This window comes from Deltaproteobacteria bacterium (assembly GCA_009929795.1).
GTDB lineage: Bacteria > Desulfobacterota > Desulfovibrionia > Desulfovibrionales > Desulfomicrobiaceae > RZZR01.
Genome location: RZZR01000026.1, coordinates 1 through 26,474, shown reverse-complemented (window position 1 = coordinate 26,474; position 26,474 = coordinate 1). Strand labels below are relative to the sequence as shown.

Sequence of the window (26,474 nt, the reverse complement as noted above, 5' to 3'; positions counted from 1 at the left end):
ACGTCACTGTCAAACCACGATGAAGTTTGAAGCGAGCCACAACCGTTGATTTCAGCACTATCTCGGCAATAAAATATACCGCATGTTACAAGCTGGCCTTCTTTCTTGTCAAGCGACATACCTTTATTATTATCAATCAGTTCTGTCATTCTGTTTTTGTCTGTCAGGTTGCGTGTCGGCAAAGTTTTATTTTTTAGAGAGGGAAGATTTTTTGTTTTTCTTTCCGGGTGGGCAAAGCAAGCTCTTTTGCAAACTTTGGTTTGTGAGTTGGCATTCTGCGGTTTGCAAATGTGCTTGCTTTACGTCCGGCATTGCTTAATTAAATTTGCCAGTAATTTGAGAAATATCAAAGTTTCCGTTAATTCCTTGAACTTCGATTTTTCCATGTAAAATATCAAAGAAGAAGTTTCTAATTTTCTCCATTGTCAAAGTTGCTGGTTGTCCTTTCGCATCTACTCCCAAATCATAGGTTTTTAGCAATTGAGTACCCAAGCTTGCGGCAGTTAATAAAAAGTGGTTTTGGAACTTATCCATATCCAATAAATCTGCTGCTAAAACTTTTCCAACGACTGTGTAGCTTCTTAATGTTTTTTGTGTTTCTTCATTCGTTAAGGTAGTTTTAACTTCATCAGCATCAATGTTCATTTCAATTCTACCAGAATTTGCTGACTGTGGCAACCCTTTGAATAAGGATCCTAAATCAGCCAAACTTAGATTGTAGAATTTTGTTCCTGGTACTACAAGTATTTTTTCAATAGAAAAAGCACTTGGTAAAAGCAAACTTACCATTTGAGCCGCTTTAATAGATGGAGTGTTAAATGTGCCAACAATTGAATTAGTTAAATCAATTGTTTGAGTTGCAAAAACGCCTCCAATTACAACACTGTTCTCAAGTATTATTTCATCTGCATATATGCTACCGGCAACAAAAGCATTATACAAAGTTACGCTCTTTGCATTTATGTCACTATGAAACATAATATTGCAGTTTTGAGCCCTTGAAACAATTGAATTGGCTGAACCTACACTTTTTTTGAAGGTAACATTACCTTTTGCTTCACTATTTACATACAGTTCAAGCTGTGTAAATACTGCTCCATGTATTTCTGAATCACCTTGTTGAATCTCTAACTTATGTGCATATACAGGACCCTCAATAACGGTACTACCCTGTATTGTGATAGTTCTATTTAACTCAGCAATTTTTTCAGGAAGTATAGAGCCTTTAACCAAATTGTCCTTAAGCTGGATATTGGTTTCATTGAATCGAATTTCTTTTAATTCTTTCATTGTTATTATTTTTTAAAGATTTTGAACACTTATTGTTTGAATAGAACCCAAATTGGCAATCTTTTGAATCATTTCCTTTACCCTTACCGAATGTTGGTCGGCAGTTGTGTATGATTTGTTTAATTCAGAATTAAAGTACAATTTAAGATTCTCTGTGTAATCTTTTGTTATTGTACTCCATGAATTTGTTGATTCATTGAATTGCTCAATTAGCGCATTTTTTATTTGGTTTTCCTGCCTCGGTGTGCCATTCCCTCCCAGATTTTGGGTTGATGAAGCCTTTCCTAAAAGATTACGGTTGTGCTGGTGATCTGCACGCGCTTGCATTCTCATACCATACTGATATGAGATTCGCAGCGGATTGACCGATAACGAATGACCTTTGACCTTTTTTCGAGTCGACCAAATCTTTCAAGGAGAGCAGCATGGATCCAGCGGCCCTGATCCCCGACGCCCTGCCCATTCCTGTGGCCTGGGGCTGGTTTTACGGCTTTTTGTTCTTGACCTTCACCCTGCATCTTCTGGTCATGAACATCATGCTCGGGTCATCCATCATCGCCCTGGTCCACCATGCCCGGGGCAAGGTCGACACCGAACCCCTGACTGTAGATATCTCGAAGAAATTGCCCTTCACCATCGCCTTTGCCGTCAACTTCGGGGTTGCCCCCCTGCTGTTCCTGCAGGTCCTCTATGGGCAGTTCCTCTACACCAGCAGCGTGCTCATGGCCTCGTACTGGCTGGCCGTTGTCGGCCTGGTCATCGTCGCCTATCTGGCGGCCTATCTCTACGACTTCAAGTACTCCTCCCTGGGTGCCCTGAAAACCGCCCTCCTGTTGACGGCCACCCTGTGCCTGCTGGCCACGGCCTTCATCTACACCAACAACATGACCCTGATGCTCACCCCCGAAGCTTGGGTCGACTATTTCGACCGTCCTGGCGGCAATATCCTCAACCTGGGCGATCGCACCCTGCTCCCCCGCTACCTCCACTTCGTTGTCGCCTCCATGGCCATGGCCGGGCTGTTTATGGCCATGGTCTGGTCCCACAAGGCCGGGAAGGGCGAGCCCGATGCCCAGCGCTGGGTTCGCCACGGCATGACCTGGTTCGCCTACGCCACCATGGCCCAGATCGCCGTGGGCCTGTGGTTTTTGGCCTCCCTGCCCCAATCCATGGTGCTTCTCTTCATGGGCGGATCCGGGCTGCACACGGGCGTCCTGCTCGTGGGATCGGCCCTGGGCGTTGCCGCCGCGGTCACGGCCCTGCAGATGCGCCTCAAACTGACCGTGGGCCTTCTTTTGGCCACCACCGTGGCCATGGTCTACCTGCGGGATCTGGTCCGGGACGCCTACCTGAACCCCTATTTCCAGGTCGGCTCGCGGCAGGTCACCGGCGAGGCCCTGCCCTTGTTCCTCTTCGTGATCGTCTTGGCCGTCGGCCTGGTCGTCGTCGCCTGGATGCTCAAACTGGCCGCTGATGCTGGCAAGGAGGTCCAATCATGAATTACCCCATCTGGGACCTGACTTGGGCCGGTGGCGGCCTGCTCATCGCCGTCATCGCCATCATTCATGTCTACATCGCCCACTTCGCCATCGGCGGTGGGCTGTTCCTGATTCTCACCGAAAAAAAGGCCTATCGAGAAAATTCCCAGGGCATACTGAACTACACCAAGCGCCACGCCAAATTTTTCATGATCGTGACCATGGTTCTTGGCGGCCTGACCGGTGTTGGCATCTGGTTCACGATTTCCCTCATCTCCCCGGCGGCCACGGCGGCCTTGATCCACACATTTGTCTTTGCCTGGGCCATCGAATGGGTCTTTTTCCTGGGCGAAATCGTGGCCATCTTCATTTATTACTATACCTTCGGCAAAATGCAGCCACGAAACCATCTTCTCATCGGCTGGCTGTATTTCATCTTTGCTTGGCTGTCCCTGTTCATGATCAACGGCATCATCGGGTTCATGCTCACCCCGGGCGACTGGCTGGCGACCCGCGATTTCTGGGACGGCTTCTTCAATCCATCCTTCTGGCCGGCCCTGGCCTTCAGGACCTTCATCGCTCTGATCCTGGCCGGGCTCTACGGCTTTGTCACGGCCACCTGGGAAAAGGATCCGGCCCTGCGCGAGGCCCTGGTCCGTCACTGCGCCAAGTGGCTCCTCGTTCCCTTTGCCTTTCTGCTTCTATCCGGCTGGTGGTATCTCTCCATCCTGCCCGAAGGGCCCAAGGCCATGATCCTCGGCCGGAACCCGGAAATCATGCCCTTCTTCCAGGCCTTCCTGTGGATCTCGGCCCTGCTCTTCATCGGCGGCCTGATCATGTCCATCCGCATGCCCGCGGCCGTCAAACGGCCCATGGCTCTCGTCCTTCTCTTCATCGGCCTCATGTACATGGGCAGCTTCGAGTGGATGCGCGAAGCTGGCCGCAGACCCTATCTGATCCACAGCTTCATGTACTCCAACGCCATCATCAAGGGCACCGAAGGCGACATCGCCAAAGACGGATACCTGAAGTCCGCCAAATGGATCCAACACCGGGAAATCACGCCGGCCAACGAATTGCAGGCCGGCCGGGAACTTTTCCGCGGCCAATGCTCCGCCTGTCATTCCATTGGCGGGCCTCTGAACGATATCCAGCCACTCACGGCCAAATTCAGTGTCTTCGGCCTGGAGGCCATGATTTCCGGCATCGGCAAGGTCTATGAATACATGCCCCGTTTTGCCGGTACGGCCGAGGAACGTCGGGCCTTGACAGGATTCTTGGTTCACGAGGTGAATGGCAAATCGGTTCCCGAGCCCGTTGCCCGGCCGGAACGAACGGCCCAGGTGGACATACCGCCCTTTGATCCAGACGTGGACGAATACGTACTCCTGGCCTGGTGCACTCTGGGCGAAAAATGCATTTCCGACTGCGATCCCTACTGGTCTCTTCTGCCTCCGGGCAGCACCCTTTACGCCCAGCTCGTACGGCGTGGCGTCAAGGCCGAGCTCGTCACCGACGGCGTCGAGCTAGTCTTCACCCCGCCGCCCGGTTCGGTGGACCCGGCCTCCCAGGTCGAATTCTGGAAGTACGCCAAATCCCTGGTCGGCAAGGAACTGCCCCTCAATGTCAGCGCCAAGGGCCTTGGCCTGTCCGGAACCATGACCCTGAACGAGAAGCTGCGGACCTTTGTGGCCGACGGCATTCCGGTCCTGCCCTATGCCGACGATGGCTCTTTGAATCCCTATCCAATTTTCACCATCGAGGCCAGGGATGGGGCCACCGGACAGACTCTGGCCACGACCAGGGTCGTGGCCCCGGTCTCTACGGAAATCGGCTGCCACAACTGCCACGGCGGGACTTGGCGACGTTCGGGGGTAACAGGCATCTCCGCCGAAACCGCCTCGGACGTTCTGGTCGTTCACGATCGCCGTCACAAGACCACCCTGCTGGCCGAGGCCAACCAGGGCCGCCCGGTACTCTGCCAGAGCTGCCATCCGGACCCCCTGCTCAACGCGGCCGGCAATCCGGAACTGCTGAACCTGCCCGCGGCCATCCACGGGTTCCATGTCCACTATCTGTCCGATCGGCCAGGGCCGGAACCCTGCCATTCCTGCCACCCCACCGGCCCGACCAGCTTCACCTATTGCGCCCGGGGCGTGCACGCCAGTCAGGTCGGCCTGACTTGCACCAATTGCCACGGCACCCTGGAAGACCACGCCCTGACCCTGCTCAAAGGCGAACAGGCCGCGGGCAAGCCCAAGGCCGAGCGGCTCATGCGGGGCATCCGTCCTCGTCTGGTGGCCACGGTCGAGGAGATCAGTCCCCGTACCCCCTGGAATGATCAGCCCGACTGCCTGACCTGCCATGTTGACTTTGCGCCCCCGGCCAGCCGGAAGGTTTCGGCCTTCAACGACTGGGTCCGTGGCCCTTCCGGCCTCTACAGGCTGAGAGCCGACAATGCCGGGATGATGTGCGAGTCCTGCCACGGCTCGACCCACGCCGAGTACCCGGCCGAGAACTCCTTTCATCCGGACCTGGATGCCATCCAACCCCTGCAGTACCAGGGCGTGAATGGGGTCATCGGAGCCAATGGAAACTGCGCCATCTGTCATGTTGAAAACATGGAAGGCGACTTCCACCACCCCAACATGATGGGCAACTGAAGACATGGTTCTAGAATGATCTAAGGCCTCCGGCTTTGTACTTCGACAAGGCCGGAGGCCTTTTTTTTTGATAAGCCTCATTGTGGGGGCAATTTTTCAATCAGGTCGAATCTGCTCCCGAGAGTCGGGCTTCGAAAAGATTTGTGTAGGTCGGCGGCCCAGAACCCAGTTCGCTGCGGTAGAGGACGACCCTGTCGGTCTGGAATTTTCCGAACCTGGCGTTTGAGAAGTGTGGAAGGAACGAAGATGTTCTGATCCGCCTATCTTTGATTCGGGCCAGGGTGAGGTGAGGGATGAAGGCGGGATCAGGCCTTTGACGATGCAGAAGTCCGTCGATCATGGAGGTCAAGTTTTTGGCCCAGATCTGTAGTTCGGTCCGACCATTCTGCACCACGGCCCAGAAGACTCTGGGCCGGATTTGATCTGGAAAGAAACCGAAGTCTTGGAAATCGATCTCAAAGGCGGGGGGAATGGAGTCGGCTATGGCTTTGACCAGATCCGGAACCAGGGCTGCAGGAGTCCGTCCGATGAAATCAAGGGTCAGATGCAGATTTCTTGGCAAAACCCAAGATAGGCCGGGCAATGACCGAAGCCCATGGCGGTCGAGAATTTCGGCGTAGTGTATTCGGACCGAATCCGAGATCGGCAGTCCGACGAACAGACGGGGAGACATTTTGGGGTCGGGAGCAGACCGCATCTCGTGGTTGCGAACGAAGAAAGGGGAATGTAGCATCATTTCTTCGGTTTTCACCGGAGCAACTTGTATACAAGGGGGCGACATGCGCACCAAAATCGTGGCCACTTTGGGACCGGCTTCGATGGAATACGGCATCATGAACGACATGGTCAAATACGGGGTCAGGATATTCAGACTCAATTTTTCCCATGCCGAGGCCGCCTATTTCGAGCCTGTTGTGAACTCGATCCGCAGGATCGAAGGCGAGATCGGCAAGCCCCTGACGGTCATGGCCGACCTGTGCGGTCCGAAAATCCGTATTGAAGAGGTAGCGGGCTCCCCCCTGACCATCAACAAGGGCACGACAGCCGTGCTCGGCCTCGAGGAACTCCGATCCCGGGCCGACGAAGGGCCCTTCGTCGGGCTCGCCTACCCGGAACTCCTCAAGGGCCTGGAAGTCGGCATGCCCGTGTCCTTGAGCGACGGCATGCTGTCGTTCGTGGTCACGCGGGTCATCGACAAGGACAGGCTTTACCTCATGGAGGCCCAGAACGGGGGCATTTTGACCTCCCACAAAGGCATCGCCTTTCCGGGAAAGTATCATCCGATGCCGGCCCTGACAGCCAAAGACCGAAAAGATCTCCACGAGGCCCTGGACATCGGGGTTGACGCCGTGGCCGTGTCTTTCGTTCAGAGCGCTTCCGACATCGTCGATGTCCGTAACGAGATCAAACGTCATGGAATTTGGATTCCAGTGGTGGCCAAACTTGAACGGAAAAACGCCTACGACATTCTGGAGGAGATTGTCGATCTCTCCGACGCGGTCATGGTCGCCAGAGGGGATCTCGGCCTTGAGTGCCCCATAGCCTCACTGCCGATCATTCAGAAAAAAATTATTCGGGCCTGTCGGCATGGACAAAAGGCATCCATCGTGGCCACCCAGATGCTTCTGTCCATGGTCAAAAATCCCCTTCCGACCCGGGCCGAAACAACAGACGTGGCCAACGCGATCCTGGACGGGGCCGACTGTGTCATGCTCTCCGAGGAGACGGCCATTGGGGCGTATCCCGTGGAGGCGGTCCGATTCATCCACGAAATCGCGAAGCAGTCCGAGGCGTATTTCCTGGAACGGGTTCAGGGGCCGTACAGGCCGAAGCAGGAGAAGAACCCCGCCAAGTATTTGGCCTATGCTGCGGCATTGATGGCCGACAACCTGGAAAGTACGGCCATAGTCTGCCATTCGGTCTCGGGTTCCACGGCTAGGCTCCTGTCGAGTCGAAGACCGGCCCAGGACATCTACGCCCTTTCGCCCAGACCGGAAGTCGTTCGGCAGATGAATTTTTTTTGGGGAGTCAGACCACGGGTTCCGGACATGTCCATCACCAGCCATGTGCAGCGAGTGGAAGCATTCGTCGACGGGCAGGATGAACTTTCTTCGGAGGTTCCGGTGGTCATCACCAGCGGAGAACCGGCCCACGGGCAGGATCATGCGGTGACGAACACGATCAAAATCTTCACCAAAAGCCCAGACTTGGAAAGGGGCGGCGATGGGTCTTGATCCCGAACCCATCCGTCAGAGGCGGTCATGTCAGCGTGCACGGATGTCCTGAGCTGTTGCGGAGACGACCATGTGGTCATCGACTACGATCGGTTGTTCGTTTCCGGATGTCTGCGGGACGAGGCCTGGATTTTTTCCGAGGACGAAGCTGATCGGACCTTGAGCCTGGCCCTTGGCGAGGCTCAGGCCATGGGCCTTGAGGTCGACCCAGACCGCTCCCTGCACAGGTATTCGGGCGGCGAGCGGGCCCTTCTAGCCTGTCTGCTGGTCATGGCTGCGGCGGAAGTCAACCGGATACGGGGTCTTCGTTTGCTCTTGCGCAATGTGGTCGAGTCCCTGTCGGCAGAGCGGCGCGAGCGGTTGACCCGTGCCTTGGACAGAAGGCCGGAATTGGAAACGTTTATATTCAGGAACGGTCGAGCGGAGCGGTTTTGTGGCGGATCTGTTCGTCCTTGAGCCTGGTCGACACCACATGGCACACGGCCTTGATCTGGTCGTGGAGGAGCGGGTTCCAGTCTTGAGCGAGGGGACGTTCACCCTCCTGGCCGGGCCGAACGGGGCCGGGAAAACGAGCCTCATTGAGAAACTGCTTCTTCCCGGCTTGTCCGCCAGTAAGGTCGTATTCGCCTATGTCGTCCAGGATTTCAGTCTGCAGAAGTACGCCATGATGGCCGAGCTGGCAGTCAGGGGACGAACCGGTGGCGGCGAGACCGAGATCTGTCGAAACTGGGTCGAGGCCTGTCCCGGGATCCGGGTTCTGGTCCTTGACGAGTACGACAAGCTCGGTCCAGTCGATCCACTGGTGCAGGCCTGCCCGGGAATCGACGCTATGCTGGCGGTTTCGCACGGAGGCCGGGAGCCACTGCTCCGGGCTGCTTCCGGGCGTTTCAAACGGGGGGGCGAGCTTGGCCTCACTCCCCTTGACGGAAGGCGAGGTGAGGTTCGCGTCGATTGGGGACCGCTGTGGCCCTGATCAGAATATCTGGAATCCTTGCGACCATGCTGACAGGCCTGCTTTGGATGATCTGGGGGCCTTGGCACGATTCCTTTGTCGTGCAGGCGGGTCTGCTCGCTATCTTGCTCTTTTGGCATCGAAACCGGTTCTCGTGGGCGGAGACCGTTGCCGTGCTTAAGCTCGTGACCCCTTTCGTGCTCACCATGCTAGCAATTGGAGGGATTTTTCAGTATTTTGTCGTGTTCGGGCGGTCCGACTGGATCCGGGATTCGGCCCTCAAGGTCGTGCTTTTCCCGAATTCTTTGCTGGTCTTGGCCCTCGGTCTTTCCTACATTAGTTATCGGGATATATTGGGTCTGCCCTTGCCCGGAGACTGGAAAAGAGACATCATCGTGTTCAGGGCCACGATGGAGGAGAGCGGGACTTCTCTAACCAGACTCAGGCGGATTTTGGAATGGTCCCCCGGGTTTCGGGCCATGCCGGGATGGAAGCGGATATTTAAGCGATACGGGGCACTGGTTTTGGCCCTGTTTCTTCATGTACTCAATGAAACAGAACAGACCGCCCTAGTTCTCGAGAATCGGGTTAGGCATCTAGGCGGAGACCGGAAGGAGGAATGACAATGCGCAAGGAAAAAATCGTTTTGATCACCCTGGTGGTGGTCGTTTGTCTGGTGACCTTTTTCGTACGTGTCCCCCTGCCGAGCAGGGGATATTTCAACGTCGGGGACATCGCTGTGGTTTTTGCCGGTCTGCTTCTGGGTCGGATGAGTCCCGGAACGGGTTTTTGGAAGGCCTTCATTGCCGGAGGGGTGGGCTCGGCCCTAGCCGATGTTCTGGGCGGATGGGCATTGTTCGCTCCTCTGACCCTGGTGGCCAAAGGATTTGAAGGCATGATGGCGGCTCTGGCCGTCAATCGGGCCCCGGCCATGCAGGCCGCTCTCCTGGGAGCCGGCGGCTTGGCTATGATTTCAGTATATTTTGTCGGAGAGGTTTTCATGCCCAGTATCGGCATCCAAGGGGCCGTCGCTGAGGTGGTTCCTAACCTGATTCAGGCTGTGGGGGGGGCTGTGGGCGGAAGACTGGCCTTTGCCGCCTACGGTCGGATCGCAGAAAAGGTGACGGTCTAAAATCGTCGTTCCAGTTCACGAACAATGTCGGTCACGAGCAGTTCAAGGTCGTTGGGCTGGCCTTGGCGATGATTGTCTGGGTAGAGTAGGGCCGACATGTAGAAGGGGCTGCCGATTCTGAGACTGTTGGCCGCGTTGAAGGAGAATGTGTTCAGGCGATCCATGACCAAGTCGACGAGTTTTTCGGGCAGGGCGTCAACCAGTGAAGAGGCCCGTTCCGGCAGGTCCCGCAAGAGTTTGGCCTTGCGTCGCAGCCAGTGGTCGTGGACTGACTTGCCTTCGGTCTCATTGTCTAAGGCCTGGACGGCCTGGGCTTCAAACCGACGAATGTCCTCGGCGGCCTCCTCGAGCAGGGAGACGATGGAGTACATGGAACGATCCTCCGGTCTAAGAGTGAATTCACGAAGCGCGAATGTCTTCGGCGGATATGTCCAGCCTCGAATCGGGGCAACAATCTGACTGACATTCTACCGAAACCAGGGCGTCAGTCAAAGGAGAAAAACGGTCATGAAAAAACCGGTTCGGGAACGAGCGTGGCCCTTGGCCCTGGCCCTTTTCACGGCCGTGACCTGTACCGTCCTGTACCTGAGCTCTCCGGATTTTCTCGACCTGCTCGAACTCAAGACCTATGACCTTCGGCTGCGGGCCAGGGGCCCGATACCGACCTCCGAACTGGTGTCCATCGTGGCCATCGACGAAAGAAGCCTGGAGGAGATCGGTCGCTGGCCATGGACCAGGTCTCTCATGGCCGACCTAGTCAAGCGGCTCGACTCCTACGATCCTCTTGGGGTGGGCTATGATATCAGCTTCTTCGATCCCGAGGATAATCCTGCCCAGGCCGAACTTCTGCGGCTGGCTCAGAACGCCCAAACTCTGGGCCTGCTCCCCAACCCCAACCTGTTGCCGTACATCAAGGAACGGCTTCAAAACAGCAGCCCCGATCTGGCCTTGGCTGAAGCTTTGGCCAGCAGCCGAGATCCCCAGATCCTCGGGTACTATTTCAATCTTTCTCAAGACTTGGCGCCAGGCGAGCACACCCTGGACCGGGCCGAGAGATACCCGGCCGTCAAGGTGGTCGGAGGCGGCCAGCCGCCGGAAGTTCTGCCCATCCCCAGGGCCACCAAGGCCAGGACCAACATTAGGCCGTTGGCCGAAGTTGCCTACAGTCAAGCCTACTTCAATATCATCCCCGACCGGGACGGAACCATCCGCCGCTATCCCCTGGCCATCGGCCACGGGAACGAGAATTATCTGCCTCTGGCCGCGGCCCTGGCGGCCTTGACGGACCCCAAGGCCATGCCAGCCTTGGAGGTGGCCTCTTTCGGCGTGGTCCGGTCCGGGCTCGGGAAGCTGAGCGTGCCAACGGACGAACACGGCCAAATGATCCTTCACTACCGGGGGCCGGAGAAAACCATTCCCCATGTGCCAGCCTGGAAGATCCTTCGGGGAGAGGCCAACCCCGACCTGCTGCGGGGACGCTATCTGCTTGTGGGGGTCACGGCTCCGGCCGTGTTCGACCTCCGGGTGACGCCGTTCGGTGTGGCCTATCCTGGAATCGAGATCCAGGCCACGGCTCTAGACAATATGCTCCGGGGTGACTTCATGCTCCGGCCAAGCTGGGCCCCGATGTTCGATATCGCGGCTCTCTGGGTTCTCTGCCTTGTCTGTGGAATATTTCTCTGGAGACTCAAGGCGGCCTGGAGCATCCTCGGGGTTCTCGTCACCGGCGGCGGGTTCGTCTTAGCCAATCTCTATCTGTTCGAGACTCGTCTGTTCTGGCTGAACCTCGTATATCCCCTGTTGGCTTTGACCGGATCCTATCTGATTCTGACCGTCTACCGCTTCATGTTTGCGGACCGGCAGAAGCGGGCCATCCGTCAGGCCTTCAGCAAGTATCTCGATCCCCACGTGGTCGAGGATGTGGTCAGCGATCCGGAAAAACTGCGTTTGGGCGGGGTCAAGCTCGAACTGACAGTACTTTTTTCGGACATCAGGGGGTTCACGACCATTTCCGAGGGTCTGTCGCCAGACGATCTGGTCAAGCTCTTGAACGAATATCTTACCGAGATGACAGACATCGTCATGCATAACCGGGGGCTTCTGGATAAGTACATGGGCGACGCGGTCATGGCCGTGTACGGGGCTCCAAAGCATTACCCTGAACACGCCGAGATGGCTTGCCGGACGGCCCTCGAAATGATGGCCCGGCTCAAGGAGCTCAACGAGATCTGGAAGCCGGCGGGATGGCCTTGCCTGGACATTGGTGTGGGCATCAACACAGGGAGCATGGTGGCCGGAAACATGGGATCCCAGAACCGGTTCGACTACACGGTCATGGGCGACCACGTGAATCTCGGGTCGCGCCTGGAGGGCCTGAACAAGGTCTACGGGACGAATGTCATTGTTAGTGAATTCACCAGACGCAGTATCCAAGACAAATATCGGATCAGAAGCCTCGATCTGGTTAAAGTCAAGGGCAAGGACCAGCCGGTGGAGATCTTCGAATTGCTGGCTCCCGCCGATTCGCCCTGCCCTCTGGGCTATGTGGATAGATACGAGGAGGGGGTGGCGGACTACCGGAAAGGGGAGTTCCAGAAGGCTCAGTCCATCTTCAGGGAAATTGGCAACGAACATCCCGGAGACACGGTCGTCCGTCTGTATCTCGAACGTTTGGACCACCTTCTGGCCAACCCTCCGGAATCTTGGGACGGAGTGTTCACGTTTACAACAAAGTGATGATGGGATAGGGCCAGGAAGGCCTCTTCCCGGCCCCAGGACTTCCAGACGGAGAATCCCCGAGCTCGCATGTTCCGCATGTTCACCTTTTTGGGCCGTGGCGCCATCACATCGACGATTGAGGCGGGTCGGATCGCTGTCCTCTTTCTGGAGGCCTTGAGCCTTCTCTTTCTTCCGCCGTACAGAATCCGCCTCCTGTTCAAGCAGATGGACTTCATCGGGGTCAGTTCCCTGTTCGTGGTCGTCCTGACCGGGCTATTCACGGGCATGGTCCTGGCCCTGCAGACTTACTACGCCTTCCGCATGTTTTCTGCCGAGACCCTGGTGGGGGCTACGGTGGCCCTGTCCATGACCAGGGAACTCGGTCCGGTCATCACCGCGCTCATGGTCACCGGTCGGGCCGGGTCGGCCATCGCCGCCGAGATAGGGACCATGCGCGTCACGGAACAGGTCGATGCCCTGACAGTCATGGCCATCAACCCGGTCCAGTACCTAGTGGTGCCCCGGGTCGTGGCCGGAGTAATCATGCTTCCGTTGCTGTGCGCCATCAGCGATATCGTGGGCATCGCCGGCGGCTACTTGGTGGGCGTCAAGCTCCTGGGAATCCACGGGGGCCTGTTTATGAACAAGATCTATGAATACGTAGGGCTGGACGACGTGTACAACGGTTTGATCAAGGCTGCGTGCTTCGGCTTTATTCTGACCTTGGTTGGGTGTTTCAAGGGCTTCTATACCCGAGGCGGGGCCGAAGGAGTCGGCCGGGCCACGACGCAATCAGTGGTTCTGTCTTCAGTCCTCATCCTTATGAGCGATTACGTGCTCACAGCCCTCATGTTTTGAAGGCGGACCGAATGGAAGCCATCATCGAACTTCGCGACGTCCACAAGGCCTTCGGGTCCCAGAAGGTCCTCAAGGGAATCGATCTTAGCCTGCCCCGGGACCGGGTAAACGTGATCATAGGCCGAAGCGGCGGTGGCAAGAGCGTCCTTCTGAAACACGTCATCGGCCTGATCCGGCCGGACAGGGGACAGGTGATCGTCGACGGCACGGACATCGCGGCCATGAGGGACCGGCAGCTGGCTGGGGTCCGAAAGAAGTTCGGGATGCTTTTCCAGGAAGGGGCATTGTTCGACTCCTTGAGCGTGGCCGAAAACGTGGCCTTTCCCATGCGCGAGCACACCCGCTTGTCGTCTAGGGAAATCCGGGAGCGGGTCGAGGCCAAGCTGACTGATGTCGGACTCAAGGGCATGGGCTACAAAATGCCATCGGAGCTTTCGGGTGGGATGCGCAAGAGGGTGGGTTTGGCCAGAGCCATGGCCCTGGATCCCGAGATCGTCCTCTTCGACGAGCCTACGTCAGGGCTCGATCCGATCATGTCGGCGGCCATCAGCGACTTGATCGTCCAGACCAGGGCCCAGTTCGGGGCCACTTGCGTGGTCATCAGCCACGACATCCAGGCGACCATGACCACGGCCGACAACATTTTCATGCTCTATGAGGGGACCATCATCGCTCAGGGGACCCCGGAGGAAATCAGAAACAACGAGGACCCGGTCGTGAGGCAATTCATCTCCGGGTCGCTGCAAGGCCCTATCGGGATGGGCTGATCAAATAGCCCCCCGGCATGAACAAGGAGCATCGATGGCTAGTGCGGGAACTGAAATCAAGGTCGGTCTCTTCGTCTTCGCGGCTTTGGTCGGCCTGACCTACATGACCACCCAGGTCAGCAAGGGCAAGGTGACCACCAGGGACATGTACGACGTGGCTGCCTACTTCGACAACGTCTCGGGTTTGAAGGAGAATTCCCCGGTGGAAATCGCCGGTATCGACGTCGGTCTGGTCAAAACCATCGGCCTGGAGGGCAACAGGGCCAAGGTAATCATGGCCGTCAAGCCCGGAGTGGTCATTCACGCCGATGCCCAGGTAGCAGTCCGCACACGGGGAGTGCTTGGCGACAAATTCGTGGAAATCGTGCCGGGCTCCAGCAGCCATCCGGTCCTGACCCAAGGCGGCACCATCGCCCGTTCCGAGACTCCACCCAGCCTAGAGGACGTTCTTCAGAAAGTGGGGCAGATAGCCGACGACGTGGGGCTCGTGGCCCGAAGCGTGTCCAACGTCCTCGGAGGAGAGCAGGGGGAGCAGGATCTTCGGATCATGATCCAAAATATGCGGGATATGGCCGTGGGCCTGAACGGCCTAGTCCAGTCCAACATGGATGCCGTGGGTCAGATCGTGGGCAACCTCCGCGATTTTTCGGCCGACCTGAAGCAGGTGTCCGGGGCCAACAAGGACGGGGTGGACAAGATTGTCAAGAATCTCGAGGTGGCCTCTGCAGAGGTCCAGGTGACCCTCAAGCATATGAATGTTCTTCTGGGCAAGCTCCACGAGGGTGAAGGGCCTATGGGCCGCTTGGTGTCCGACCAGGATATGGGCCAGGATCTCAAGGAGACCCTGGCATCCCTTCAGAGCGTCTCCCGCAAGATTGACGAGGGTAAAGGGACCATCGGGCGCCTGATCAACGACGACACCACGGCCGAGGAACTGGACAAGGCTCTGGAGGGGATCAACAAGTATCTAGCCAAGCAGGACCAGTTCCGGACCTCGGTCGAATTCAGCCCCGAATACATGTCCAGAACCGGCGACTTCAAGAGTTATCTGAACCTCAAACTCCAGCCTGCCGAAGACAAGTATTACATGCTGTCCTTGATCAGCGATCCTTCCGGCAAACGGGAGAAGACGACCAAAATGGTCAAGTATCGGGATGATGGCGGGGCATGGCACACCTACGAGGAGGAGAAGACCGAGTTCAACAAAGACAAACTCAAGTTTTCGGCCCAGATTGCCAAACGATGGGACGACGTGGTCCTGAGGGGAGGTATCATCGAGTCCTCGGGCGGTTTCGGTGTCGATTACTACCTGTGGGACGACCGGCTTCAATTCTTTGTCGAGGCCTTTGATTTCCGGCACGATCATCCGCCGCACCTCAAGGGTGGAGGGAAGCTCTACTTCATGAAGAATTTCTATCTCAGCGCCGGTATGGACGATTTCATCAGCGACGACGGTCAGGCATCTTTCTTTAGCGGGCTGGGGTTCTATTTCACCGACGAAGATCTGAAATACATCCTGGGCAGTGCTCCGCTGCCCATGGGCCAATGACATGAGACTGGCCATCGTCTCGGACACCCACATGTGCGAGGCGACACCGGATCTTGAGAAGGTCTACGAGGCCCACTTGGTCCAAGCGGACATGCTCGTGCACTGTGGAGACATGACCGGAGAGGATGTCTACCATTTTCTGGCTCGGCATCCGGGTTTCATGACGGTCAGGGGAAATTGCGATTTCTATCCGTCGTCCGAGGATTTGCCGGTCATGGCCAGCATGGTCTGCGAGGGGTTTCGGATCGGAGTGGGACACGGATGGGGCCCACGAAGTATAGTCGGAGAGACCGTTGCCGGGGCCTTGGGACCTGGGTACGATTTCGTCTTCTACGGACACACCCACCAGAGGGACTGGCGTCGCCTCGAGAACGGCACTTGGCTTCTCAATCCGGGGTCCATGTCCGAACCCCGGTACGGAGAGGGCCCCAGCTTGGCCCTTCTTGACATAGGCCAGGGACATAAGCCGGTTCTCGACTGGATCCTGCTTTGAAGAAACCTTGAACGAGGGAGGGCTGATGGCCCCCAATGCGGAATCGATGCTGGCCGGCAAAGGGAGTTTCTGGATGTATTCCGACGAGCATGCGGCCAACTTGAAACGGATGGTTGAAGTGGGGCTCGCCCTGTCGAGCGAGTCCAATATCGAACGTCTTCTGGAGCTCATAGTCCAGGAGGCCCGGCATTTGGCCAGAGCCGATGCCGGAAGCCTGTATATCGTTGACCCACATCGGCTGGTTCTCGATTTCGTCGTTCTTCAAAACCATTCCCTCGGAGTCCGCATGGGAGGGGCCACGGGCCTCAAGCCAGACCTGCCGTCCGTTCCCCTCTATCTTGCCAGCGGCGAGCCCAATCACTCCAATGTCTCGGCCCACGCTGTCCACTCGAAAACCAGGATCAACATCCGAGACGTGTACGAGGCCGAAGATTTCGATTTTTCCGGGCCCAAACGCTATGACGAAATGACCGGATACAGGTCCCAATCGATGCTCGTCATTCCCATGCAGAACCACGAGGGCGACATCATCGGCGTCCTGCAGCTCATCAATGCCTTCGACCAGGAGTCCGGCCGGGTGACGGCCTTTGGCCGGGATTTGGAGGAGCTGGCCGCATCTCTAGCATCACTGGCGGCAGTGGCTTTGACCAAGACCCAGCTGATCAAGGACCTGTCGGAGCTGTTCCATTCCTTCACCAGAAGCATTGCTGCGGCCATCGACGCCAAATCACCGTACACGGCCGGACACATCAAACGGGTCGTTGAACTGACCCGGATGATAGCCGCCCATATCCAGGACGAAAGAACCGGGCCCTTGGCCGAAACGAGCTTCACCCCGGACGAGCTGGAGGAATTGACTCTGGCCGCCTGGCTTCATGACGTCGGTAAAATCGTCACCCCCGAGCATATCCTGGACAAATCCTGCAAGCTGGCTTCGGTCGAGGACCGCATGGAGGTCATAGATCTCCGCTTGGACCTGATTCGAACCTTGATGGAAAAGGATGCCCAGGACGATCGCCTCTTGAACGGCTCCGAAGAAATTGACGGCCGCCTGGCCAAGGAAGTTGCCCAATTGGATGAGGATCGGGAATTCATCAGGGAGTGCAATCGTCCATCGGAACGGATGAGCGATGTCGCTTTGAAACGTTTGCGGAGGATAGCGGGCCAAAGATATCGGTTCGGCGGGGCCGAGAGGCCTTTTTTGACCGATTGCGAGTTAGAGTTTCTCTCAGTCCCAAGGGGAACCCTGACCGGAAGGGAGCGCATTAAGATCGAAGAGCATGCCAGAACGACCATAAAGGTCTTGAATCAATTGACTTTTCCAAAAAAGTTTGCCAAGGTTCCGGAAATCGCCGGACAGCACCATGAAAAGCTCGACGGCACAGGCTATCCCCGACATCTGAGAAACGGCCAAATCTGCATCCAGTCTAGGATACTCGCCATTGCCGACATTTTCGAAGCCTTGACCGCCAGGGACCGTCCATACAAGGAACCCATGAGCCTGAGGGATGCCTTGGAGGTCATGAAAGGTTTGGTTAAGGATGGCAAGATAGATTCCGACCTCTACGAGATCTTTGTTCGGCGAGGGGTGTCGGTCCAATATGGCCGGGAGTTTCTGGATCCTTGGCAGCTCAATGTCGAGGACCGGCCCACAATCTGCGACGCCCGGGAATTGCCATGGTTGGAGGATTTGATTCCCATGGGGCGTTCTGACAAGGTCTTTGATGAGATCGCCCTGCTGACCAGGGAAATGGCCCGCATGGATTTGTCGCTTGTGGAGAGGGTCTATTGGGATGTCGAGCGGCTTTTTGCCGGGCATTATCCTGGCTATCGCCAGAGTACGACAAAATATCACGACCATGAACATACCTGTGCCGTGGCTTTAGCCACCATCCGACTCATGCACGGGTATCATGTCCGGGGAAACAGGGTCGAGCCGGCGGACATTTCCAAGACCCTCATAGCCTCTTTGTTTCACGATACCGGCTTCATTCAGGCTGAAGACGACGTTGAAGGCACCGGGGCCAAATACACCGTCGGTCACGAAGAGCGCAGTATTGCCCTGATGCGGTCCTATTTCGAAAGGCATGGAATCGCCGAGCACGATGCCGAGGACTGTGCGAGCATGATCTCCTGCACGATACTCAATCGTTCCATGGACGAGTATTTTTTCCGCGACGAAAAGGTCCGTCTCTTCGGTTCCATGCTCGGCACGGCGGACATCCTGGCCCAGATGGCTGATCGGATGTATTTGGAGAAGCTCCTGCTCCTCTACCGCGAATTTGAGGAGGCCCAACTTCCCGGCTATGGGTCGGACATCGACCTGCTTCGGCGAACCGAAGGTTTCTATCAGGACATCAAGAAGCGTCGGATCCAAGGAGAACTGGGTGGGGTGGACCGATTCATGCGGGATCATTTCCGTCAGCGATGGGGTTTTGACGCTGACCTGTATGAACTGGCCGTCGAGAGGAACCTTCAGACGCTCAGATCAGTTTTGCGAGATGGAGAGGAAGAGATCCGGAGCCGTCTGCGAACGGCCGAGTGAAGCGATTTTTCGTGTTTCAAAAAAACGGGTGCCGGTCCCATTGGGGGGCGGCACCCGTTTCGATTTGTGGATGGGCCGAAAAGGATCAGTCTTCGAGGACTCTCGGATTCTGGATACGGATGTCAGCCCGAGATCTTAGATCGGCGATGATGGCCGAAAAGAACTGTTCCTTCTTGGTATTTATCATCTCCGGGAAGAGTCGGTTTTTTTCTCGGACCCACTCTTCCGGGTCGACCGCAATAAGTTCGGCCAAACGAACGACGACGGTACCCTCGCCGAGATCGAAGACCTGGTCCAGCCAATATCCGGGGACGGCGGTAAAGGTCGCTTCGACCAAGTCGGGATTGAAGCCCAGTCCGGGAACCATGCCACGGCGGCCAAAGGGTTCGCTGACTATCACCCGTGACGCGAGGTCTTCGGGGAGCTGTCCGGGATCCTGACGGATGGTATGCAGGGCGGATTCGGCTTCAGCTCTGGCACGTTCAAGGGATTTCTCCCTGGTCAAGGTCCTGACGATTTCTTCCTGGACCTCGGACAGAGGCCTAGGCTCGGGCGAATTGTATCCGGTCATCTGGGCCAGGATGTACCCGTTGTCGGTGAGAACCGGGTAGTCTGTGGTTTCTCCCAGTTGCAGGGCGAACAGCTTAGCCTTGGCCTCATTTGAAAGATGCGCTCCCTCGGGATGTCCGGATTGAGGGAAGAACCCAGTCCGTTCGACTGGCAGATCGACGGCCTCGGCCGTGGCGTTGAGGGATGAACCGGTCAGGATGAGTTCCAGTGCCTGGTCCAGTGCCTGGTTGAGTCTGCCTGCAGCCTCCTCGTGGGCCAGCTTGACCCGGATGGTGGAGGCCAGTTCGTCGAAGGGAGGGATTCCGCCAGCCCTCTTTTCCTCGACAAGGATCAAGTGGTAGCCGAATTCGGTGCGAACCGGCTCGCTGATTTGGCCAGGCTCAAGGCCAAAGGCCGTGTCTTCGAAGCTCTTGACCATCTGGCCCCGGCCGAACCAGCCAAGGTCTCCACCGTTGGGGGCACTTGGTCCCTGGGAGTGGATTTTGGCCAGTTCTCCAAACTCCTTGTTATTCTTCAGAAAATCGTTGCGTACCTTGTCGGCTTCATTTCTTGCGGTCTTGGCCTCGTCCTCTGTGGCCTCGGGTGAGAGTTTCCAGAGGATGTGCCGGGCCTTGACCTGTTCTTCCTGCTCGAAATCTTTTTGATGGGCTTCGTAGTAGCCCTTGGCTTCCATGTCCGAGATCAAGTCGGGCCTAGCCAGGGATTCGGGAGTGATCATGACCAGGTCAAAGCTGGCTTCGGCAGGACGCATGAACTGATCTAGGTGTTCCTGATAGTACACTTCGGTTTGGTTTTGACCGATATGGACCAGCCCTGAAAAGTCATCGGCCTTGAAGATGATATACTCGACTTTGGCCTTTTCCCGAGCATATTCGAAAAACCGGCGGCCTTCTTCCTCTGTGGCAATGGCTGGCAGAGAATAGTATGTCTGGAGCTGCTGACGACGGAGATCCTGGACGAATTCGGTCTCAAACTGTCTGGGAGTCATCTGATGGGACTGGAGAACCATCCGATATCGATTGGGGTCGAACATTTGGTTCTCGTTCTGGAATGCCGGGATGCGGGTGACCTGTTCCCGGAGGATTTCCGGAGTGACGCTTATGCCAAGACGGTCGGCCTCCTCCGAGAGGAGTTCGCCTACGACCAAGCGACCAAAGATCTGATTCTTGACTCCCATGGCCCGGAGATCGTCGGATGAGAGGTCAGGATTCTCCTCCCGGATCTGCTGGATCGTATTTTCATAGGCCAGAATGAAATCCTGGATGTAGATGGGGCGGTCGTTGACGGTAGCCAGAATGGCGCTGGTCGTGCTGTTAAAGCTGCCAACTCCCCAGAAGACAAAGACCACGACGATGAGACCGAAGATGACCTTTACGCCCCAACTCTGGGCGTTTTTGCGCATGATATCAAGCATGAGATTACGACATCCTGTTGTGAATCGTTTGGAAAAAGGTGTCCGCCATGGGCCGTCTGAGCCGGGACCGAGTCTCCGCTATCTTGAGGCGACCTTGTCCCGAATTTGGTTGAGCAGTCCACCAGCCTGAATAGTTTGCAACTGTTCGGCAGTCAAATCGTGGTTTACAGTTATTTCGCCTTTATTTTCGACCACGGCCCGAAGCTTGGTCGACCCTGATAGCCCGGACGTTGAAATTGAGATGCGGTCGCCGGGCTCGATTATTTCAAAGTCTTTCGGGCCGGAGAAGGTCAGGGGGATGATGCCGAAGTTGATGAGGTTGGCCTTGTGGATTCGGGCGAACGACTTGGCAAGCACGGCTTTGACCCCAAGGTATCTCGGGGCCAGGGCAGCATGCTCTCGACTCGATCCCTGGCCGTAGTTTTGGCCAGCCACAATGATGCATTGGCCCATGGCCCGGCAACGATCGGCAAATCCTGGGGAGATTCGGCTGAATACGTGGACGCTGATTGCCGGCACATTGGAGCGCAGGGCTGTGACTTCGGCCCCGCCAGGCAGGATATGATCGGTAGTGATGTCATCATCAAGGCGGATGGCCACCGAAACCTCAAGCATCTCCGGGAGTGGAGCGAAGTCTGGCAGGGGAGCAATGTTGGGGCCTCGGAGAATTTCCGCCGTATTTCCGTCCTGTAAGGGAAAGACGAAATGGTGTCTGATGCTTGGTGGCTGGGCAGGGAGATCGACCCTGATCGGCTCGGGTTTCCAGTGGGCTGGATCGGTGAACATTCCGTCTAGGGCACAGTGGGCTGCCGTGACAGGGCTTGTTAGGAAGACCTGGGCGTCCTGGGTCCCGCTTCGGCCTTCGAAGTTGCGATTGAAGGTCCGAACACTGACTCCACCGGACGAGGGAGACCCACCCATACCGATACATGGTCCGCAGGCGCATTCAAGCAGACGACCCCCGGCGTCGAGCAGGGACTCAACCTTTCCTTCTCGCAGGAGCATGGTCAAAACTTGTTTTGAACCCGGAGCAATGAGCATCTCGGTTCCTGGATTGATTGCGCGATTTTCGAGGATGGCGGCAACCTGACAGAGATCGAGATAGGAAGAATTGGTGCAGGATCCCACGCAGACCTGCTGGACGGCAAGGCCGGACAGTTCGCGAATGGGCTTGACCTTGTCCGGCATGTGGGGACAGGCGGCCATTGGAACGATGTCGTCGAGGTTCAAATCGATGATCCGGTCGTATTGGGACTCTTTGTCGGCAGCGATCGGCATAAAGTCATTTTCTCGACCCATGGCTGCCAGGAAGTCCCTGGTCCGGGCATCGGAGGGAAAAATAGAGGTCGTGGCTCCGAGTTCAGCTCCCATGTTGGTGATGGTTGCTCGTTCCGGGACACTCAGATTGGCTACTCCGGGGCCCCCGTACTCAAAGGCGATCCCCACTCCTCCCTTGACGCTCAATAGTCCGAGAAGGGTGAGAATGATGTCCTTGGCTGTGGCGTGGCCACGAAGTCGGCCCGAAAGGTGAACCAGAAATATTTTGGGCATGGGAATGATATATGGTTCGCCAGCCATGGCCATGGCCACGGACAGGCCTCCGGCGCCCATGGCCATGGCCCCGATACCTCCAGCAGTCGGCGTATGGCTGTCGGATCCGATGAGGGTCGTACCTGGCTTGGCGAAGTTCTCCAAATGCAGTTGATGGCAAATACCGGTTCCCGGAGGGGAGAAGACGATGCCAAATCTGGTCGCCACCGATTTCAGGAATCGGTGATCATCCGAGTTCCTGAAGCCCATCTGCAGGGTGTTGTGATCGACGTAGCTTACGGACAAATCGGTTCGGACCCGGTCTACACCCATGGCTTCGAACTGGAGGTAAGCCATGGTTCCCGTGGCGTCCTGGGTCAGGGTCTGGTCGATCTTGAGCGCGATGTCTTGGTCCGGAAGCATTGTACCGGACATGAGGTGCGTGGAGATGATTTTTTGGACGATGTTTTTAGCCATGTAATTACCTGCTTCAGTTTTCTATTTGGATGCGTCGTATGCGTTTTTGGCGGAGTTCCACTTCAGTCGCCAGCCGGAGACATTCCTGTTTGAGGGCATGAATCTCTTGAGGAAAAAAAATGCCTTTGGCGACGTCCTCACGAGCTTGAAGATCCGAGATCTCGAGTTTCTTGGATGCGAGATCCTTTTGGAAAAACAGAATTTCGTTCGTCAGGCGTTCGATGAGGCTAGATGCGGATTCGTCGCTTTCCGCTTCCGGCAACAGGTTCGGGTTCATTGGCTTCCTCGCGGATTTGGGTCGGAGCATGAGGGGGAGGTCCTTCGGGAAGGCTGGTGAAAATGTTCCAGAACGATGGCCAGACTTCGGAGATGATGCCCGGGTTCGAAAGGCAGACTCCAGGCTGTTGGAAGGACACAAGGCTTAGGGCAAGGGTCCATGCGGGAGACGGGCTGGCCCAAACCTCAGCCTTGCCCGGCCGAATCCCTGAGACATGGATTCCCTGGGTCGAAATTTGGTACTCGGCTCCGACATGATGGAGAAAATCCCGCGAATGGCCGATGTCGTCTCGGGATGTGTTGCAGACGATGGTCGTGTTCTTTCCAGAAGCGAAAGCTAGAGCCGTGGCCAGAGGAAGAAGTTCTTCGGTCAAATTTGTTATGTCGAGTCGAGATGGATAGAGACGGGTCTCGCATGAAGAATAGACCGCATCGGGGAGAAAGATTGGGGCGAGGCCGAAATCTAAGAGCAGTTCCCGGGTTGGCCCGTCAAGAGGGTGGTCTGAAGGCCAATGACCTTGAAGACGGATATTCCCTCCTGCCACATAGGGCAAGGCAAGCATGAGCCCCGCCAGAGCCGGATCCATGTCCGGGATCACTGGACTGGAAGGCATGGAGAACCCTGCGGCTCGAAGGTAGATCGTATCGCCGTCGATGGTCGTTTCCGGTCTGAACCGGGCGACTACGTCGACGATTCGGATGATGTCTCTATGGTTGGCAAGTGATGGAGGGAGCAGGATTGACAAGTCTTTTTCGTAGAGCGGGCCGCAGGCGATGAGTGCGGTGGCAAATTCCACCGGTGTATTGACAGGCAGTTCGACCCGGGAAGGCAGAATGCCGCTGGCCTCTAGCTTGGCCGGGAGCAGATTTCCATGCGGTTCAAGGGGCGCAAGTCGTGCACCAAGAAGGGGAAGAATTTCCTGTAGGAATTTGAAGTCTTGAATTTTGAGCTCAGAGTCGCAGGTCAATTTTAGAAGGGTCGGCGATTTGAGACCAAGGCAGAGAAGCAGATAAAGATTCAGGGCTGATTTTCCGACGTAGACGATGTTTGCGTCTAGGGTCATCTCGCGGACCATGGGCCGAGACTGTACGGATGCATCGATCCAGGACAGTCCGGCACCGCATTTGTTTAGGGCTTTAATCTCTTCAAATAGAAAGCTGCTGACAGTGCACGAAAACGAGAATGGTTCGGGGAGAAATGCGGAAATGAAACAGAGCACTTGGCTTTGGATTGTGCTCGTTGGCCCTTGGATTTCAGCGCAAAGAGCCCGATTCCTCGGGAAGAGGCAAAAAGGCCTGTTTCGATTTCTTTGGGAGACATGCGAGTAGGCCATGGAGTTGAGGAGAAGAAAGGATTTCTTCAAGGTCGCCGGATCATGACCACTATCTTGAAATGCTTTCTTCCATAGCGCCCAAAGTTTTTGTTCCAGATCGCGATCGGTTTTGTCAGGGGATCCTACCGTGTCGGCAATGGCGATTTTAGCGAACAGCCTGGAACGCACGCCCATGAGGTTCAGCAACTGGGTTTCGACGGAAAAAATATCCATGGAGTCCGACGACTGGACACTGGCTCTTCTGTTTTTCATTGACAAAATTCCTAGGGAAAGTGGGATGGAATCAGGGGTTGCCCATCAGGAGCATTAAGGGTAAAGTTAAAAATGTTGGTGCGAGTGATTCCCTTTTGCTGAATCATTTCAGCTTACATGAAACCAAATGACCGAGCAACATGTTTTCTGTTTTTCTTTAATCGCTTGGAATTACAGATTTTTTATTTTTCTGGACAGTCAATAGTGTTTACCTCGACATTTCTGGGAAATCCTTAAGTTTTCGGAGTGTCCAAGACTCAGCGAAAAGTGGTTGACAATTGTCGGTTCTGCCTGCAAATGGGACTGACCTGACCTTGTGAAAATAAAAACAAACTATCAAGGAGGATTTTGCGTATGGCTCTGGTAGCACCCCATGGTGGAAAAGGACTTGTTTGTTGCCTACTTGAAGGCGCCGCTCTTGCAAATGAGAAGAAAAAGGCTGCCGGTCTGAAGCAGGTTGTGATTTCCGACCGCGTCAAGGGCGACTGTATCATGATGGGCATCGGCGGGTTCAGCCCACTATCTGGATTCATGACTAAGGCTGACTGGAAGAGCGTTTGCGAGAAATTCACCCTGGCCGACGGGACCTTCTGGCCAGTTCCCGTGGTATGCGATACCAACGATGAAGCTGTCAAAGTCGGCGATGAAATTGCTCTGGTAGGTAAAAAGGGTACTGTTTATGCCACCATGAAGGTGGAGGAAAAGTATTCCCTGAGCGAAGACGAGAAGAAATGGGAATGCGAGAAAGTTTTCAAGGGCACTGGTGAGGATTCTGCAGACGACAAGTTCTGGAAGGTCGCCCTTGATGACCATCCCGGCGTCAAAATGGTCATGGCCCAAGGCAAGTACAACTTGGCCGGCCCGGTCAAGGTGTTGTCCGAAGGGGACTACGCCGAGCGTTTCCCGGGCGTCTACCAGACCCCTGCCCAGATCCGGGCCGAGATGGAAAAGCGTGGGTGGAGCAACGTGGCCGCCCTGCAGCTTCGCAACCCCATGCACCGTTCCCATGAGTTCCTGGCCAAGATCGCCATCGAGGTCTGTGACGGCGTGGTCATCCACTCCCTCATTGGCAATCTGAAGCCGGGCGATATCCCGGCTGAAGTGCGCATCAAGTGTATCCAGACCCTCATCGACGGTTACTTCGTCAAGGACAACGTCATCAATGCCGGATATCCACTTGACATGCGCTACGCCGGTCCTCGCGAGGCTTTGCTGCATGCAACTTTCCGCCAGAATTACGGCATCAACAACATGCTCATTGGCCGCGACCACGCTGGCGTCGGCGACTTCTATGGTTTGTTCGAGGCCCAGGAAATCTTCGACCGGATTCCCTATGCTAAGGAAGCCTGCCCCACACCCGGCAAAGCCCTCCTGTGCAAGCCTATGAAAATTGACTGGACCTTCTATTGCTTCAAGTGTGATGGCATGGCATCAATGAGGACCTGCCCGCACACTAAGGAAGATCGCGTCATCCTGAGCGGCACCAAGCTCCGCAAGGCCCTGTCCGAAAAAGCTCCGGTTCCGGATCACTTTGGCCGTGACGAGGTCTTGACCATTCTGCGCGAATATTACGCCAGCCTGACCGAAAAGGTTGAAAAGGTTTTGGTAATAATCGCCCGATTTGAGGCAGTTTCTCAGATTTCCGTAAGGTTCGATGCCCCGGTCTTCGGCTATTCGCAGAATAATTATCCGGTCGATGGTTTGTTGAACGAAAAATCTCATGATTCATTTCGGATGCTGGCAAACGGAATGCGACACCTTTTATGGAGGTAGAAAATGATTCGTTCTATGGGAGCGGCGATCCAACTGGGCGACGGTGATGTGGACATCTTCTATGGCGGAACGAAAGACAACGCTACGTTGGTCATGAGAAATCTGCTCAACAAGTGCAAGACTGACGAGAAAAATCAACTGAATGAGCTTTCAGGCATCCTTCAGACAC

The 26,474-nt window shown here is 55.9% G+C and carries 20 protein-coding genes and 1 pseudogene; 14 read left to right on the top strand and 7 right to left on the bottom strand.

Features of this window, described 5'->3' with window-relative positions:
- Window positions 1-315 precede the first annotated feature (315 nt).
- Window positions 316-1,290: a hypothetical protein gene (locus tag EOM25_04760; protein ID NCC24502.1), complete on the bottom strand. Its 975-nt coding sequence runs from the start codon at window positions 1,288-1,290 to the stop codon at window positions 316-318.
- 425 nt (window positions 1,291-1,715) lie between these two features.
- On the opposite strand from EOM25_04760, the gene EOM25_04755 reads away from it, so the two are divergent.
- Both EOM25_04755 and EOM25_04750 read left to right on the top strand, forming a co-directional pair.
- Complete coding sequence (locus EOM25_04755; protein NCC24501.1) at window positions 1,716-2,789, top strand: hypothetical protein; 1,074 nt, start codon at window positions 1,716-1,718, stop codon at window positions 2,787-2,789.
- Window positions 2,786-5,431 (top strand): cytochrome C, encoded by a 2,646-nt coding sequence (locus EOM25_04750; GenBank protein NCC24500.1) that lies wholly within the window; start codon window positions 2,786-2,788, stop codon window positions 5,429-5,431. The genes EOM25_04755 and EOM25_04750 overlap by 4 nt, the downstream gene beginning before the upstream one ends.
- A 100-nt stretch (window positions 5,432-5,531) precedes the next feature.
- Here the strand turns inward: EOM25_04750 and thpR are convergent, their stop codons facing one another.
- Window positions 5,532-6,275, bottom strand: coding sequence for an RNA 2',3'-cyclic phosphodiesterase (thpR, locus tag EOM25_04745; GenBank protein NCC24499.1), 744 nt, complete (start codon window positions 6,273-6,275; stop codon window positions 5,532-5,534).
- Between thpR and pyk the strand changes: the two genes are divergently transcribed.
- From pyk to EOM25_04720, 5 genes are read left to right on the top strand one after another with little or no spacing between them, the layout of a single operon-like run.
- Window positions 6,211-7,665: a pyruvate kinase gene (gene pyk, locus EOM25_04740; GenBank protein ID NCC24498.1), complete on the top strand. Its 1,455-nt coding sequence runs from the start codon at window positions 6,211-6,213 to the stop codon at window positions 7,663-7,665. The two genes, thpR and pyk, sit on opposite strands and share 65 nt — an antisense overlap.
- A 27-nt stretch (window positions 7,666-7,692) precedes the next feature.
- On the top strand, window positions 7,693-8,121 hold the full coding sequence (locus EOM25_04735; GenBank protein ID NCC24497.1) for a hypothetical protein: 429 nt from the start codon (window positions 7,693-7,695) through the stop codon (window positions 8,119-8,121).
- A 16-nt stretch (window positions 8,122-8,137) separates the two neighbouring features.
- A complete protein-coding gene (locus EOM25_04730) occupies window positions 8,138-8,638 on the top strand; it encodes a hypothetical protein (GenBank protein ID NCC24496.1) in 501 nt (166 codons plus the stop codon).
- The gene (locus EOM25_04725; protein ID NCC24495.1) at window positions 8,629-9,240 is read left to right on the top strand and encodes a hypothetical protein; all 612 of its coding nucleotides are present in this window, start codon (window positions 8,629-8,631) and stop codon (window positions 9,238-9,240) included. Before EOM25_04730 ends, EOM25_04725 begins: the two co-directional genes overlap by 10 nt.
- Window positions 9,237-9,749, top strand: coding sequence for a hypothetical protein (locus tag EOM25_04720; GenBank protein ID NCC24494.1), 513 nt, complete (start codon window positions 9,237-9,239; stop codon window positions 9,747-9,749). The genes EOM25_04725 and EOM25_04720 overlap by 4 nt, the downstream gene beginning before the upstream one ends.
- Here the strand turns inward: EOM25_04720 and EOM25_04715 are convergent.
- Window positions 9,746-10,120 carry a hypothetical protein gene (locus EOM25_04715; GenBank protein ID NCC24493.1) on the bottom strand — a complete coding sequence of 125 codons (375 nt, stop codon included), beginning with the start codon at window positions 10,118-10,120 and terminating at the stop codon, window positions 9,746-9,748. The two genes, EOM25_04720 and EOM25_04715, sit on opposite strands and share 4 nt — an antisense overlap.
- 136 nt (window positions 10,121-10,256) lie before the next feature.
- Between EOM25_04715 and EOM25_04710 the strand changes: the two genes are divergently transcribed.
- From EOM25_04710 to EOM25_04685, 6 genes are all read left to right on the top strand, one after another.
- Window positions 10,257-12,485, top strand: coding sequence for an adenylate/guanylate cyclase domain-containing protein (locus EOM25_04710; GenBank protein NCC24492.1), 2,229 nt, complete (start codon window positions 10,257-10,259; stop codon window positions 12,483-12,485).
- Window positions 12,486-12,554: 69 nt separating this feature from the next.
- Window positions 12,555-13,325, top strand: a complete 771-nt coding sequence (locus EOM25_04705) for an ABC transporter permease (GenBank protein NCC24491.1) — start codon at window positions 12,555-12,557, stop codon at window positions 13,323-13,325.
- Window positions 13,326-13,336: 11 nt separating this feature from the next.
- Complete coding sequence (locus EOM25_04700; GenBank protein NCC24490.1) at window positions 13,337-14,092, top strand: ABC transporter ATP-binding protein; 756 nt, start codon at window positions 13,337-13,339, stop codon at window positions 14,090-14,092.
- 34 nt (window positions 14,093-14,126) lie between these two features.
- Window positions 14,127-15,641, top strand: coding sequence for an MCE family protein (locus tag EOM25_04695; protein NCC24489.1), 1,515 nt, complete (start codon window positions 14,127-14,129; stop codon window positions 15,639-15,641).
- Between the two features lies 1 nt (window position 15,642).
- The gene (locus EOM25_04690; GenBank protein ID NCC24488.1) at window positions 15,643-16,134 is read left to right on the top strand and encodes a metallophosphoesterase; all 492 of its coding nucleotides are present in this window, start codon (window positions 15,643-15,645) and stop codon (window positions 16,132-16,134) included.
- A gap of 25 nt (window positions 16,135-16,159) precedes the next feature.
- Window positions 16,160-18,679 (top strand): HD domain-containing protein, encoded by a 2,520-nt coding sequence (locus EOM25_04685; protein ID NCC24487.1) that lies wholly within the window; start codon window positions 16,160-16,162, stop codon window positions 18,677-18,679.
- 85 nt (window positions 18,680-18,764) lie between these two features.
- Here EOM25_04685 and EOM25_04680 read toward each other — a convergent pair whose 3' ends face one another.
- The 4 genes from EOM25_04680 to EOM25_04665 all read right to left on the bottom strand — a co-directional run bounded on the left by EOM25_04680 (window position 18,765) and on the right by EOM25_04665 (window position 24,010).
- Window positions 18,765-20,663, bottom strand: a complete 1,899-nt coding sequence (locus tag EOM25_04680; protein ID NCC24486.1) for a hypothetical protein — start codon at window positions 20,661-20,663, stop codon at window positions 18,765-18,767.
- Between the two features lie 78 nt (window positions 20,664-20,741).
- Window positions 20,742-22,670: an aconitate hydratase gene (locus tag EOM25_04675; protein NCC24485.1), complete on the bottom strand. Its 1,929-nt coding sequence runs from the start codon at window positions 22,668-22,670 to the stop codon at window positions 20,742-20,744.
- A gap of 13 nt (window positions 22,671-22,683) precedes the next feature.
- The gene (locus tag EOM25_04670; GenBank protein ID NCC24484.1) at window positions 22,684-22,947 is read right to left on the bottom strand and encodes a hypothetical protein; all 264 of its coding nucleotides are present in this window, start codon (window positions 22,945-22,947) and stop codon (window positions 22,684-22,686) included.
- Window positions 22,898-24,010 (bottom strand): hypothetical protein, encoded by a 1,113-nt coding sequence (locus tag EOM25_04665; GenBank protein ID NCC24483.1) that lies wholly within the window; start codon window positions 24,008-24,010, stop codon window positions 22,898-22,900. The genes EOM25_04670 and EOM25_04665 overlap by 50 nt, the downstream gene beginning before the upstream one ends.
- 876 nt (window positions 24,011-24,886) lie before the next feature.
- Between EOM25_04665 and sat the strand changes: the two are divergent.
- Window positions 24,887-26,128: pseudogene (sat, locus tag EOM25_04660) on the top strand (sulfate adenylyltransferase).
- Window positions 26,129-26,474: the final 346 nt, after the last annotated feature.